The 13,122-nt window shown below is 66.1% G+C and carries 13 protein-coding genes; 9 read left to right on the top strand and 4 right to left on the bottom strand.

What is annotated here, in order from left to right; genetic code table 11:
- Positions 1-26: 26 nt before the first annotated feature.
- The 7 genes from GOSPT_RS12620 to GOSPT_RS12590 all read left to right on the top strand — a co-directional run bounded on the left by GOSPT_RS12620 (position 27) and on the right by GOSPT_RS12590 (position 6,756).
- On the top strand, positions 27-1,493 hold the full coding sequence (locus tag GOSPT_RS12620) for an aldehyde dehydrogenase (protein WP_005206578.1): 1,467 nt from the start codon (positions 27-29) through the stop codon (positions 1,491-1,493).
- A 223-nt stretch (positions 1,494-1,716) separates the two neighbouring features.
- Complete coding sequence (locus tag GOSPT_RS12615; protein ID WP_005206577.1) at positions 1,717-2,454, top strand: SDR family oxidoreductase; 738 nt, start codon at positions 1,717-1,719, stop codon at positions 2,452-2,454.
- Complete coding sequence (locus GOSPT_RS12610) at positions 2,451-3,320, top strand: NAD(P)-dependent oxidoreductase (protein WP_005206576.1); 870 nt, start codon at positions 2,451-2,453, stop codon at positions 3,318-3,320. The genes GOSPT_RS12615 and GOSPT_RS12610 overlap by 4 nt, the downstream gene beginning before the upstream one ends.
- Positions 3,317-3,721, top strand: coding sequence for a carboxymuconolactone decarboxylase family protein (locus GOSPT_RS12605; RefSeq protein WP_005206575.1), 405 nt, complete (start codon positions 3,317-3,319; stop codon positions 3,719-3,721). The genes GOSPT_RS12610 and GOSPT_RS12605 overlap by 4 nt, the downstream gene beginning before the upstream one ends.
- A 9-nt stretch (positions 3,722-3,730) precedes the next feature.
- Positions 3,731-5,104, top strand: coding sequence for an alpha/beta hydrolase domain-containing protein (locus tag GOSPT_RS12600; protein ID WP_005206574.1), 1,374 nt, complete (start codon positions 3,731-3,733; stop codon positions 5,102-5,104).
- A 47-nt stretch (positions 5,105-5,151) separates the two neighbouring features.
- Positions 5,152-5,772, top strand: coding sequence for a PaaI family thioesterase (locus tag GOSPT_RS12595; protein ID WP_005206573.1), 621 nt, complete (start codon positions 5,152-5,154; stop codon positions 5,770-5,772).
- A 33-nt stretch (positions 5,773-5,805) separates the two neighbouring features.
- Positions 5,806-6,756: an amidohydrolase family protein gene (locus GOSPT_RS12590; protein ID WP_005206572.1), complete on the top strand. Its 951-nt coding sequence runs from the start codon at positions 5,806-5,808 to the stop codon at positions 6,754-6,756.
- A gap of 14 nt (positions 6,757-6,770) precedes the next feature.
- Here GOSPT_RS12590 and GOSPT_RS12585 read toward each other — a convergent pair whose 3' ends face one another.
- Positions 6,771-7,046 carry a DUF2277 domain-containing protein gene (locus GOSPT_RS12585; protein ID WP_005206571.1) on the bottom strand — a complete coding sequence of 92 codons (276 nt, stop codon included), beginning with the start codon at positions 7,044-7,046 and terminating at the stop codon, positions 6,771-6,773.
- 407 nt (positions 7,047-7,453) lie between these two features.
- A complete protein-coding gene (locus GOSPT_RS12580; protein WP_039855869.1) occupies positions 7,454-8,422 on the bottom strand; it encodes an NADPH:quinone oxidoreductase family protein in 969 nt (322 codons plus the stop codon).
- 49 nt (positions 8,423-8,471) lie between these two features.
- On the opposite strand from GOSPT_RS12580, the gene GOSPT_RS12575 reads away from it, so the two are divergent.
- The gene (locus tag GOSPT_RS12575) at positions 8,472-9,167 is read left to right on the top strand and encodes a class I SAM-dependent methyltransferase (RefSeq protein WP_005206569.1); all 696 of its coding nucleotides are present in this window, start codon (positions 8,472-8,474) and stop codon (positions 9,165-9,167) included.
- Complete coding sequence (locus tag GOSPT_RS12570; RefSeq protein WP_005206568.1) at positions 9,167-10,693, top strand: TLP1 C-terminal extension domain-containing protein; 1,527 nt, start codon at positions 9,167-9,169, stop codon at positions 10,691-10,693. Before GOSPT_RS12575 ends, GOSPT_RS12570 begins: the two co-directional genes overlap by 1 nt.
- On the opposite strand, the gene GOSPT_RS12565 is transcribed toward GOSPT_RS12570, so the two are convergent.
- Together GOSPT_RS12565 and GOSPT_RS12560 are read right to left on the bottom strand one after the other, a co-directional pair.
- Positions 10,690-11,649: an alpha/beta hydrolase gene (locus tag GOSPT_RS12565; RefSeq protein ID WP_005206567.1), complete on the bottom strand. Its 960-nt coding sequence runs from the start codon at positions 11,647-11,649 to the stop codon at positions 10,690-10,692. The genes GOSPT_RS12570 and GOSPT_RS12565 overlap by 4 nt on opposite strands.
- Positions 11,646-13,085: a flavin-containing monooxygenase gene (locus GOSPT_RS12560; protein WP_005206566.1), complete on the bottom strand. Its 1,440-nt coding sequence runs from the start codon at positions 13,083-13,085 to the stop codon at positions 11,646-11,648. Before GOSPT_RS12560 ends, GOSPT_RS12565 begins: the two co-directional genes overlap by 4 nt.
- Positions 13,086-13,122: the final 37 nt, after the last annotated feature.

The raw sequence follows: 13,122 nt of genomic DNA, 5'->3' as shown, positions 1-13,122 counted from the left end.
TTCCAGTCAGCGTTGGAGCCCAGTTCATGTCACTTCGTCCAGCATCAGCGTCGGATCTACTGATCGACGGCAAGCTCATTCCCGGCAGCGGCGGCGTCTTCGACGTCGTGAATCCGGCAACCGAGGAGGTCATCGGCCAGGCGGCCGACGCAACCCTCGACGATATGGACTCGGCCATCGCCGCCGCCCGCCACGCCTTCGACACGACCAACTGGTCGCGCGACGCCACATTCCGCGCACACTGCCTGCGACAACTGCGCGACGCACTGCTCGCCCACACAGACGAACTGCGCGAGCTCACCGTCGCCGAGGTCGGTTGCCCAGTGTTCCTCACTCACGGACCGCAGCTGGAGGGGCCGATCCGCGACCTCGGATACTTCGCCGATCTGGCGGAGAGCTACGAGTGGACCCACGACCTCGGCGAGGCAAAGCCCATGGGAATCAGGAACACCCGCGAGATCCGAAAAGAGGCGGTCGGCGTCGTCGGAGCAATCACACCGTGGAACTTCCCGCATCAGATCAACTTCGCCAAGATCGGACCGGCGCTGGCAGCGGGCTGCACCGTCGTGCTGAAGCCGGCACCTGATACACCCTGGTGCGCTGCTCTGGTCGGCAAGGTGATCGCAGAAGAGACTGACTTTCCGCCGGGCGTCGTCAACATCGTGACGTCGAGTGATAACGCACTCGGGGCACAGTTGTCGACCGATCCGCGCGTCGACATCGTCTCGTTCACCGGCTCGACGGCCACCGGCAAGAAGGTGATGGCCTCGGCGGCCGAAACACTCAAGAAGGTCTTCCTCGAGCTGGGCGGCAAGTCGGCATTCATTGTGCTCGACGACGCCGACCTTGCGTCCGCGGTCTCAATGGCCGCGTTTGCCGTCGTGACGCATGCGGGTCAGGGCTGCGCGATCACCACCCGACTCGTCGTCCCAAGTGAGAAGCTCGCGGAGGCAACAGCATTGGCGCGCGACTCGCTTGCCGGGTTCGCAGCGGCCGACCCCACCGATCCCGGCACGATCTGCGGCCCGGTGATCTCGGCGACGCAGCGCGAGCGTGTGGAGTCGTACATCGAGCTCGCAAAGACCGAAGGCGGCACGATCGAGATCGGCGGCACCCGGCCCGCCGACAAGGAGAAGGGCTTCTTCGTGTCGCCGACCCTGATCTCCGGCCTCGACAACTCGTCACGCACGGCACAGGAGGAGATCTTCGGCCCGGTGCTCGTCATCCTCGGCTACGACGGCGACGACGACGCCATCCGCATCGCCAACGACTCCCCGTATGGCCTCTCGGGGGCCGTCTGGGGAACCGACCGCGGCCGCATCAACAGGGTCGTCGACGGCGTCCGCACCGGAACGATGTCGATCAACGGCGGCATCTGGTACTCGGCCGACGTCCCGTTCGGCGGCTACAAACAGTCGGGCATCGGCCGCGAGATGGGCGTCGCGGGCTTCGAGGAGTACCTCGAGACCAAGGCCATCGCGGAGCCCACGTGATCTCGGCCCTGAACGCTGGTCGAGCGGGCGCGACGCCCACCGCTGATCCAGGCGTGATCTCGACAAGCTCGATCAGCGGGTCCCACCGCTGGTCGAGCGGGCGCGACACCACCGCTGGTCGAGCGGGCACGACACCACCGCTGGTCGAGCGGGCGCGAGCGCAGCGAGCACCCGAGTCGAGACCACCCACCCCCCACCCCAACCCGAAGGAGACAGCAGCACAATGACTTCCGCACGATTCACTGATCGCACCTACATCGTCACCGGAGCCGCGGGCGGCATCGGCGAGGCGTACGCCCGCGGCCTCGCCGCCGAGGGCGCAAACGTCGTGATCGCCGACCTCAACGACGACGCAGGCGAGAAGGTCGCCGCCGATATCGGCGGACGGTACGTCCACACCGACGTCTCCGACCCCGACTCCGCGCAGGCCCTCGCTGCCGCGACCGTCGACGCCTACGGCTCCATCGACGGCCTGGTCAACAACGCGGCAATCTACGGCGGCATGAAGCTCGACTTCCTCATCACCGTGCCGTGGGACTACTACAAGAAGTTCATGAGCGTCAACCTCGACGGTGCGCTCAACGTCACCCGCGCGGTGTACGGACACATGCGCGACGGCGGGGCCATCGTCAACCAATCCTCCACCGCCGCATGGCTCTACAGCGGCTTCTACGGCCTCGCCAAGGTCGGGATCAACGGTCTGACGCAGCAGTTGGCGACCGAACTCGGTGGCCAGAACATCCGCGTCAACGCGATCGCTCCCGGCCCGATCGACACCGAGGCAACACGCGTGACGACGCCCAAGGAGATGGTCGCCGACATCGTCAACCGTCTGCCGCTCAAGCGTTTCGGTCAACCAGAAGATCTGGTCGGCATGTGTTTGTTCCTGCTCTCCGACGAGGCCAGTTGGGTCACCGGACAGATCTTCAACGTCGACGGCGGACAGGTCATCCGGTCATGACTCCCGACACGGTGTCCCGTCTCGGCTATGTCGGGCTCGGCAACATCGGAGGCCCGATGGCTGGCCGGTTGGCGAAATGGCCTGGCGGACTGACAGTTTTCGATCTCGCTCCCGACGCAGTCGCCAAAGTCGTCGATCAGGGCGCACGCGCGGCGGCGTCGTTGTCGGAGCTCGCGGCGTCGTCGGACATCATCGGCATCTGTGTGCGCGACGACGCGCAGGTCCGCACGGTCGTGACGGGCCTGCTCGAAAGCGCGGCGCCCGGCACCATCCTCACGGTCCACTCGACGATCGGTCCCGAGACGGCCGTCGACCTCGCCGCCGTCTGCGCCGAACGTGAAGTGACGCTGCTCGACGCCCCGATCTCCGGTGGTGCACCCGGCGCTGAGCAAGGACGTCTCGCCGTGATGGTCGGCGGCCCGCGAGATGCCTACGTACGCCTGAAGAAACCCTTCGCGCTGACCTCTGACATGCTCGTCCACGCGGGAGACGACGTGGGTGCGGGCACCAAGATGAAGCTCGCGCGCAACCTGCTGCACTTCATCTCGTTCGCGGCGACCGCAGAGGCGTCACGATTGGCACAGGCGGCAGGCATCGACGTCGCCAAACTGGGCAAGGTGGTCCGCCACACCGACGCCATCACCGGCGGTGCGGGTGCAATCATGCTGCGCGACACCACGGCACCGATCGAACCCGACGACTTCTGGTACGGCGTCTTCACTCACGTCCGCGAGCTCGGAGAGAAGGATCTCTCGCTCGCACTCACCCTCGGCGAGAGTCTCGACGTCGAATTGCCCTTGGGGACACAGGCACTCGCCGATCTCGCCACGGGTCTCGGCGTGCCACACAGCGAAGGAGAGAAATGACCGACGACGCAACCGCAGACGCCGACACCCAGACCGAGCAACGCAAACGCGGACTGGATCTGATGTCGCAGGTCTACGGGTGGGAGATGTCCGACGGCCCCGGGCTGCACTTCGCGCACACTGCCGATCAGCTCTTCGCCGAGGTCTGGTCACGACCGGCGCTGAGTATCCGCGATCGACGGCTCATCCTGCTTGGCGCTCTCGCCGCGAGCGGACAGGTCGACGTTGCCGAGATCCAGGCGGGCGCCGCGCTGGGCAACGAGGAACTGACGCCCGAGCAGCTCGAAGAGATTGCGCTGTTCCTCTGCTACTACGTCGGTTGGCCGCTGGGCACCAAGATGAACATGATGTTCGGCCAGGTGATCAGCAAGTATCGCAAGTCGCAGAGTAAGCAGGGCTAGCCTCGAGGGATGACTGCGACGATCGCTTTCCGTGAGTTGACCGGCGGGGCGGGACAGACCAGCGTGATGTCTGCGTCCCCCGGTCCCGACCTCGCCGGGCATGGATATTCCGAACTCGAGTTCGCCGCCAGCGGGATTGCCCGACGCTTCGTCGAAAGGCCGGACGGTGAACTCGACGGTGTCGATCCTGCGCCGTTCACCACACGTATTCTCGTACGTCGCCCCGACGAGGACAGGTTCAACGGTCACGTCGTCGTCGAATGGTTCAACGTCAGCAGCGGCGCCGACTCCGCACCCGAATACACCTACGTCGCACAGGAATTGGTGCGCTCAGGAACAGCGTATGTCGGCATCTCGGCGCAGTACACGGGCATCGCGGGTGGCCGTGATTCCGTCGACCTCGAAACGACGGGCGCGGGAACAGCCGGCGTGCAGGGTGATTCGCTGGAGGCAAAAGACCCGGAACGCTATGCGGGGCTGCATCATCCGGGCGACGGGTACAGCTACGACATGTTCGGGTCGATCGCACAAGCCCTGCGCGACAACGACTCCGAACGCCATCCCCTCGCCGGCCTCGACGTGCGCTGGGTCATCGCGGCAGGCGAATCGCAATCGGCCATGGCGTTGACCACCTACGTGAATCGGATCGCGCCGAAACACGGCGCGATCGATGCTGCACTGATCCACTCACGCCCACTCGGACAACTCCCGCTCGGCGAGCCGGGCAAGCCGATCGACATCTCCCCCGCCTACGCGGGCCCACCGCATCCGATCCGCTCCGACGCCACAACCCCTGTGTTCGTCGTGCAGACGGAGACCGATGTACTCACCGATTTTCGCTATATTGAAGCGCGACAACCGGATACGGACGTCTTCCGCGCGTGGGAGGTCGCCGGGACGTCGCACGCGGATCTCGTACAGATCGGCGAGTACGAAGATCTCCTCGGATGCCCGCAGCCGGTCAACCGTGGCCAGCAGGTGTTTGTGCTGCGCGCAGCGGTGGCGCATCTGCGCGAGTGGATCGAGAACGGAACGCCGCCACCGACTTCCGCGCCGCTCGACGTCGACGTCACCGCCACTCCTCCCCGTTATGCGCGCGACGACGTCGGCAACGTCCTCGGGGGCGTGCGTACACCGTGCGTCGATGCGCCGACCGAGGTACTCAGCGGCGTCGTCACCGGCGATGTACCGCGCATCTGCGTGCTCTTCGGCTCCACCACACCGCTACCCGACGACGAACTCGCGACGCGCTATCCGACACACGCCGACTATCTGCGCACATATGAGGCATCGACCGACGACGCGATCGCACGCGGAGTGATCAGCCCCGCCGACCGGGACGAAGTGCTGGCCGACGCCCGACCCGGACCACTGTCACCCTGACCCGACCGTCCCCATCCTGTGTCGTTTCCGACCGAAGAGAGCCGCCTGTGGACTTCACGCTCGAAGACATCTCCGACGACGAGATCGCCCGACGCCGAGCGGTTTTCGAGCCGCTGGTCGCGTCGGTGCGTGACCTCGTCGACGCCGTCATCCGTACCGAGGTCGACGACGAGGTGATCGTCGACGCCCAGCGCACGGTCTCGGGCGTCGTCGACGCTCTGCGTGCCCAACAGATGGACGGCGCCTACGGCGTGCGCTACACGAGCAACCTGGTCGGCATGGCCTGGGGCAACGCAGTGATGGGGATGCGCAACGCGATCGCGCCGCCCGTACATTCGACGCCCGACGGAGGCGGCGTACGCGCCGAGTTCACCCTCGGTGCCGCCTACGAGGGTCCACCGGGGCACGTTCATGGCGGAGTGTGCGCACTCGTCCTCGACCAGGTCCTCGGTGAAGCCGCTGCCGCCGACAACAAGGCGAGTTACACCGGCACGATCGAATTCCGTTACGTGCGACCGACTCCGTTGGGACAGTTGGTCGCTCGGGCCGAGATCGTCGAACGAGCAGGCCGGAAGAAGACAGTGCGCGGCACGCTTTCGGACGCTCGCGGGATCACCGTCGAAGCCGAGGGACTCTTCATCGTTCCGAAGGACGTGCCCGAGCTGTAGTTCGCGACGGCGCTCGCGGCGTACGGTGATTTTGTGACCGACCCAGAAACCGGAACAGCAGACACGGCCGCCCACAACCACGACACGCCGCCGGCACCGTTCACGGCTGCGGAAGCCGCGCAGGTGCGAAAGTTTTGGCGAGACCTGGGACTACCCGGGATCATCGATGTACACACCCACTTCATGCCGCGTCGGGTGATGGACAAGGTGTGGGCGTATTTCGATTCGGTCGGGCCGATGATCGGTCGGGAATGGCCGATCACTTATCGCGCCGACGAGGACGTGCGGGTTTCGGCGTTGCAGGCCTTCGGAGTTCGTGTCTATACGTCGATGATCTACCCACACAAAGCCGACATGGCCGAGTGGCTCAACGGCTGGGGCGCCGATTTCGCCGCGCACCACCCCGACTGCCTGCACACGTCGACGTTCTATCCGGAGCCGGACGCGGCGTCGTACGTCTCGAAGGCGATCGAGCGCGGAACGCGAGTCTTCAAGTCGCACATCCAGGTCGGCGACTACTCCCCGCTCGACCCGAGCCTCACGAGCGTCTGGGCGCAGATCGCCGACGTCGGGGTGCCGGTGGTGATCCATTGCGGTTCGGGGCCGACGCCCGGTCGTTTCACCGGACCCGAACCGATCGCTGCGCTGCTGCGACAGTTCCCGTCGCTTCCGCTGATCGTCGCGCACATGGGCACGCCGGAGTACGAGGCATTCCTCGATTTGGCCGACACCTACGAGAACGTCCGGCTCGACACGACGATGTCGTTCACCGACTTTTCCGAGGAAGGTGCGCCGTTCCCGGTCGGGCTCCGGCCACGCCTACTCGATCTCGGCGACAAGATCCTGTTCGGCAGCGACTACCCGAATATCCCCTATCGCTACACCGAGGCGCTCGACGCACTGGTGCGACTCGACCTCGGCGACGACTGGCTGCGTCGGGTGTTCTACGACAACGCGGCGTCGCTCTTCGGCGTCGGCGCGTGAGATGACCGGCGCGCTCAGCGCGACTGCGACGCCGCGATGCGGGCCTGCACCTCGGGCCGCCGTAGCGGCGGCACTGTTTTAGGTGGTTGTCGACGCTCCGGGAGCGAGTCGAGCAGGGTTTCGGTCGCCGCCGTCACCGCCGCGACCGCGGCCTCGAACGCCTCGGTGTTCGCCGCCGACGGGTGCCGGATTCCGCTGACTTTGCGGACGTACTGCCGCGCGGCGGCCTCGACCTCGTCGTCGGTCGCGGGCGGCTCGAGCCCGCGCAGCTCGGTGATGTTGCGGCACATGGTGGCTCCTCTTCGGTTGGTGGTCTCGACAAGCTCGACCAGCGGGTTCGGCTCGACCAGGCCTTCCCGCTGGTTGGTGGTCTCGACAAGCTCGACCAGCGGTGGGCAAGACTCGACCAGCCTCCCGCTGGTTGGTGGTCTCGACAAGCTCGACCAGCGGTGGGCAAGACCGACCAGGCCTTCCCGCTGGTTGAGCGGGCGCGAGCGCAGCGAGCACCCGAGTCGAAACCACTCCCGCGGGCAAAGCTCGGCCAGCGGTGGTCTCGACAAGCTCGACCAGCGGGTTCAACTCGACCAGCGGTGGGCAAGACTCGACCTGGCCTTCCCGCTGGTTGAGCGGGCGCGAGCGCAGCGAGCACCCGAGTCGAAACCACTCCCGCGGGCCAGGCTCGACCAGCGGGGCAACCTCAGTCCGCCACGTGCACGACCGCTTTGCCCAGGATCCGCCCCTCCGCGAGATCCGTCAACGCCTGTGGGAGGTCGGCGAGCGGGTAGCGGACGTTCACCGGCGGCCGGAGCCCCGCCTCGATCATCTCCGTCAGCTCGTCGTGCAGCAGCGCGGGCACGTCGGGATGGGTGCGCACGTACTCGCCCCAGGCGGCACCGACGACGGCGATGTTGCGGAACAGCACACGGTTGAGCTTGACGGACGGGATGCCGCCCGCGGCGAAGCCGATCACCACATACCGACCGTCGGGCGCCACCTGGCGCAGCGCCTCGTCGAAAACATCGCCGCCGACCGGATCGATCATGACGTCGACACCCTCGGGCGCGACCTCCTTGAGCCGGTCTCCCCAGCCGTCGGACAGTTGCACCACGTGGTCGGCGCCCAGATCGCGCAGCATCTGCTCGGCCCCGGTGCGATGCACGATCGCGACGACCGTCGCGCCCATCGCCTTGGCGACCAGAATCGACGCCACGCCAACGCCACCGGCGGCGCCGAGGACACCGACGATCTCACCCGGCGCAGTCTGTGCGCGCAGTTTCAGCGCGAACAGCGCGGTCTGGAAGTTGATACCCATGGCGGCGCCCTCGTCGAACGAGAGCTCGTCGGGCAGTCGCAGCAACTGCTCCGGTGCCGCGGTGACCTGTTCGGCGAACCCGCCGACGATCGACGCGACCAGCACGCGGTCGCCCGCGCTGAATTCGGAGTCGGCGGGCGCCTCGCGCACCACGCCTGCGACCTCGGTCCCCGGGGTATACGGCACGGGAGTCCTCAACTGATATTTGCCCTGGCTCATCAGGAGGTCGGGGAAACACACGCCACACGACTTGATGTCGACGAGTACCTGGCCCGCGCCGGGTGTCGGATCGTCGACCTCGGTCAACTGCAAACCGTCTGGTCCGGACTCTGCGGTGAGCACCTGTGCTTTCATGCAGCCAACCCTACGCGGAGCGAACGCTCGCACGGTTAGGATCTGGGACATGAGTGCACCCTCGGCCTCGCAGCCGAAGTCAGCCCCCTCGGCCATCCGACGCAAGGTCGCAGATGACGCGCCCGGCTTCATGCCGCTCGACGAGGCGCAGACACTCTTCGAGATCGCCGGAGAGTATCTCTCCCAACCGGATTCGACAAAACTCGGCATCGAGATCGGCACCTACTGCGGAAAGTCGACGGTGTTCCTCGGCGCCGCAGCCGAACCCCTCGGCGCGACCATCGTCACCGTCGACCACCACCGCGGTTCCGAAGAACACCAACCCGGCTGGGAGTACCACGACACGACGCTCGTCGACCCGCACACCGGCACCCTCGACACCTCGGCACGCTTCCGTCGCACAATGTTCGACGCCGATCTGGAGAAGACGGTGATCGGTGTGCTCGCACCGTCGACCGTCGCCTCACGCATCTGGGGTTCGCCCGCCGACTTCGTGTTCATCGACGGCGGTCATTCGATGGAGGCCGCGCAGAACGACCTCGACGGTTGGGCGCCGTGGGTTCGGATCGGTGGCGCGTTGCTGATCCACGACGTGTTCCCCGACCCCGCCGACGGTGGAAGGCCGCCGTACGAAATCTACTGTCAGGCACTCGCGACGGGCCAGTTCACCGAGGTGCGCGTAGAGGGCTCGCTGCGCGTGCTGCGTCGCGACACCGGCATCGCCGGGAAAATGCTGCCGCGCTGATGCGCAGCGACCCTACCACGCCGGTCATCATCGGCGTCGGGCAGTCCGGCGACCGCATCGACACTCCCGACTACCAGGCGTGGTCGAGCATCGATCTCGGTGCCGCCGCGACTCGAAATGCCCTGGCCGACACCGGCGTTGCCGCAGGCGTGGCCGGATCGATCGACGTGATCGCCGCGGTTCGCGAGATGGAGAACATGCCGCATGTGCCCAGCCCGCTGGGGCGCTCGAACAACTATCCGCGGTCGGTCGCGCGGCGCGTCGGCTTAACGCCCGAGCGAGTTCTCGTCGAGGTCGTCGGCGGGCAGTCGCCGCAGTCGCTGGTCACCGAACATGCGGAGGCGATCGCAAAGGGCAGCGCCGACTGCGTGCTCATCGTCGGCGCTGAAGCCACATCGACGGCTCGGCACTTCGCCGACCGCGACGACAAACCCGACTTCGGCGAAGAGATCGACGGTCAACTCGACGATCGCGGACCATATTTCGAAGACTTCATCGACATGACGATGGTCCGGCACCGGCTGACGTCGATGCCGGTGGCGTATGCGCTCGCCGAGAATGCACGACGCAACAGGCTCGGTGTGGGCGTCGACGATCATCGACGCGCGATGGGCCGCCTGTTTGCTCCGTTCACCGAGGTGGCGGCGGCCAACCCCTTTGCGGCATCGCCCGTGATCCGCAGCGCGGACGAGTTGGCGACGATCACCGACGCCAATCGCGTTATCGCACAGCCGTATCCGCGCCTCGTCGTGGCACGCGATCTGGTGAACGTCGGCTCCGCCATCATTCTCACCTCGGCAGCCAAGGCCACGGAGATGGGAGTACCACGCGAAAAATGGGTGTTTCTCCACGGGCATACCGGCCTTCGTGAACACGCACTGCTCGCCAGACCCGATATCGGCACGAGCCCCGCGGCCGCCATCGCGACGTCCGGAGCGCTCGAGATGGCGGGGGTCGGCGTCGCCGATCTTGCCACCGTCGACCTCTACAGTTGCTTTCCCATCCCCGTCTTCAACGTTTGCGACGCACTGAGATTCGACGTCGACACCCCGATCGGCCTGACGGTGACCGGTGGACTGCCCTTCTTCGGCGGACCGGGACACAACTACTCGAGCCACGCGATCGTCGAGACCGTCGAGCGACTGCGACGCCAACCCGACGCGTTCGGCCTCGTCGTCGCCAACGGCGGCATCATGAGCAAGACGTCGGTCGGCGTCTATTCGACGACGCCGACCACCTGGACACCTCGGTCAGATCGCGCGTTGCAGGCCCGTATCGACGATACGGCCCCGCTACCCGTCGCCGAGTTCTTCACGGGCTCAGCAACTCTCGACACCTACACCGTCGATCACGGCAAGCGCGGGCCGGTGGGCGTGGTCGTCGCGACAACGCACGACGACCACACCCGAGTGGCCGCACTGACCTCCGACGACGCACTTCTCGAGCTACTCGAGACGGGTGATCCGTTCGGCGCCGAGCTGACGATCGAGGCGACCGAGGGTGCCAACAGCGCCCGCCTGGCCTAGCTCACCGCGGCGTCGAGCTCGCGGAGATCGACCGGAGTAGCCAAATGCCTTGTCAGGAAGGCAATCTGATGCTCGACGACGCGTTCGAAGGTTGCCGGGTCGACCTCGGCGAAGATGCCGAAATGATCGCACGGGTAGTGCCGTACCTCCGCACGCGCCTTGAACGCGGCCTTGGCGGCGGCGTGCGGAGGTGCCCCCCGATCGAAGTCGGCGATCTGCACGAGCTTGGGCGCGTCGATCCGATCGACGTACTTGTCCGCCCGGTAGGACCCGAGTTCGAGCGACACCGACGCATCGACCTCGTTGAGCCACGACGGTCCGGCAATAGCCTTGTAGCTCTCGTAGAAGCCGGAGCTGGTGAGAGCCGCCTGCTGACCCGGCCGACCAACGATCGGCAACATATGTGGCGCGCCACCGACTTTCGACGACGCCGCGCTCGCGATGCCGTCGATGCTCTGTCGCAGCATCGAGAACACGCCGACATGCGGGAGGTGGTGACGCCCGGCGGCCAGGCCACTGACCATGGGTACCGCCGAGATCACCGCGGCCACGTCGGTGCGGTCCGCGGCGGCCAAGAGGACGTGTCCACCCGACTGCGACAGCCCCCACAGCACCACGCGACCTGCGTCCACACCGGTTTGACGTGCCGCGGCGTCGGCCGCGGCGTGGTAGTCGGCGATCTGACCCGCCATCGAGACCCGTTGGCGGGGTGAGCCTCCCGACAGACCGAAGCCCCGGTAGTCGAAGGCGAACACCGCGAGCCCTGCGTCGGCGAGGCGTCGAGCGAAGGGTTCGAGTCCCGAATCCTTGGTGCCGCCGAAACCGTGCGCCATCACCACGACGGGAACACCGTCGGCCATCGCGAAGGGCGAAGGTGCCGCGGGCGGGAAGAACCAGGCGTGGCAGTCGGTTCCGTCGCTGTCGAAGGTGACGTCTTCTCCGATGTTCTGACTCATCGTGCTCCCCCGTCGCTTGCGGTCACCAATTCTGTTGCGGTGTGCGCCGATTCCGCCAAGGGCTCACCACTGTGCGCAAGACGCTCCGCAACACCCGCCCAACCCGGTGCACCGATCTCGGCGGCGCGTCGTCGGCCTGCGGGTAATTCCTTGGTGCGCATGTCGTGTTCGTACAGGAAGTAGTCGAGCTGCTGGGTGTGCCGCGCGCTGTGCACCATGTGGCCGGTGTAGAACTCTTGATCTTCTGCGATGACCCTGCGCATCTCGTCGACGGGCGGTGGCTGATACTGGCCCACGGCGTACGCGCCGACGAGCCGCGCCTGACATTCGACGAATGGGAAGAGCGTCGGTGTGGCCTGCGCGAAGCCGACGAACAACGCGTCGTCGACACCCGGGTAGATCATTCGCTTGTAGAGATCGATCTGATTGCCCGGGGCACTGATGAAATCGGGATCGAAGAACGGGAACGTGATGTTGTAGCCGGTCGCGTAGATGATCACGTCGAAGTCGGCCGACGTCCCGTCGACGAAATGCACGGTGTCGCCGTCGAGACGCGATATGTCGCCCTTCGCCGTGACGTCGCCCGCGCCGAGACGGAACGGCAGCTCGACCGATTGCGTCGGATGCGCCTCGAAGAACTTGTGATTGGGCGCGGGGAGTCCGTAGTTCTCGGGACGGCCCGCGGTGAGTGGTTGGAAGACCTGGGCGATCTTGCGTTGCCAGGCGAACGGGATGTGTGGCGAGGTGCGGTAGTACTTGTCGGCAGGCTTGCCGCCCAGGTACTTCGGGACGATCCACGCACTCGAGCGGGTCGAGATGGTGACCGTGTTCTCAAGTGTGCGCGAGGATAGTTCGACCGCGATGTCGGCAGCGCTGTTGCCCAGCCCGACGACGAGGATGCGCTTGCCGTAGAGGTCGAGCGGCGTACGCGGATCGATGTAGGAGTGGGCGTGCATCTCGACACCCGCGAAGTCGCCGGGGAAGTCGGGCAGTCGTGGATCCCAGTGGTGTCCATTGGCGACGACGAGAAGGTCTGCGTAGCGCGTCTCGCCCCGCTGCGTCGAGAGTTCCCAGCCTCCGCCGTCGAGGCGTTGCGCGTGGGTGATTCCGTTGCCGAATTCGATCTTCTCGCGAAGGCCGAAGGCGTCGGTGTAGTCGTCGAGGTACTGCTTGATCAGGGTGTGGTGCGGGAAGTCCGGGTAGTCGTCGGGCATCGGGAAATCACGAAAAGACAACTGGTGCTTGGACGTATCGATGTGCAGTGACCGATACGCGCTGCTGTGGCCGTTCGGGTTGCCGAAGGCCCAGTTGCCCCCGACTCGATCCGACGACTCGAACGTGGCGAACGGCACGCCGTAGTCGGCCAGCATCTTGCTCGCGGTCAGTCCGCTGATGCCCGCGCCGATCACAGCCGTCTGCGGTGGACGTGCGCTCATATTTGCCTCTCGGTAGTGGTGACGAAGCGACGATGAT

This window comes from Gordonia sputi NBRC 100414 (assembly GCF_000248055.1).
Lineage (GTDB): Bacteria > Actinomycetota > Actinomycetes > Mycobacteriales > Mycobacteriaceae > Gordonia > Gordonia sputi.
Note: the sequence above shows the minus strand (reverse complement) of the source record. Positions and strands in the feature narration are given on the sequence as shown.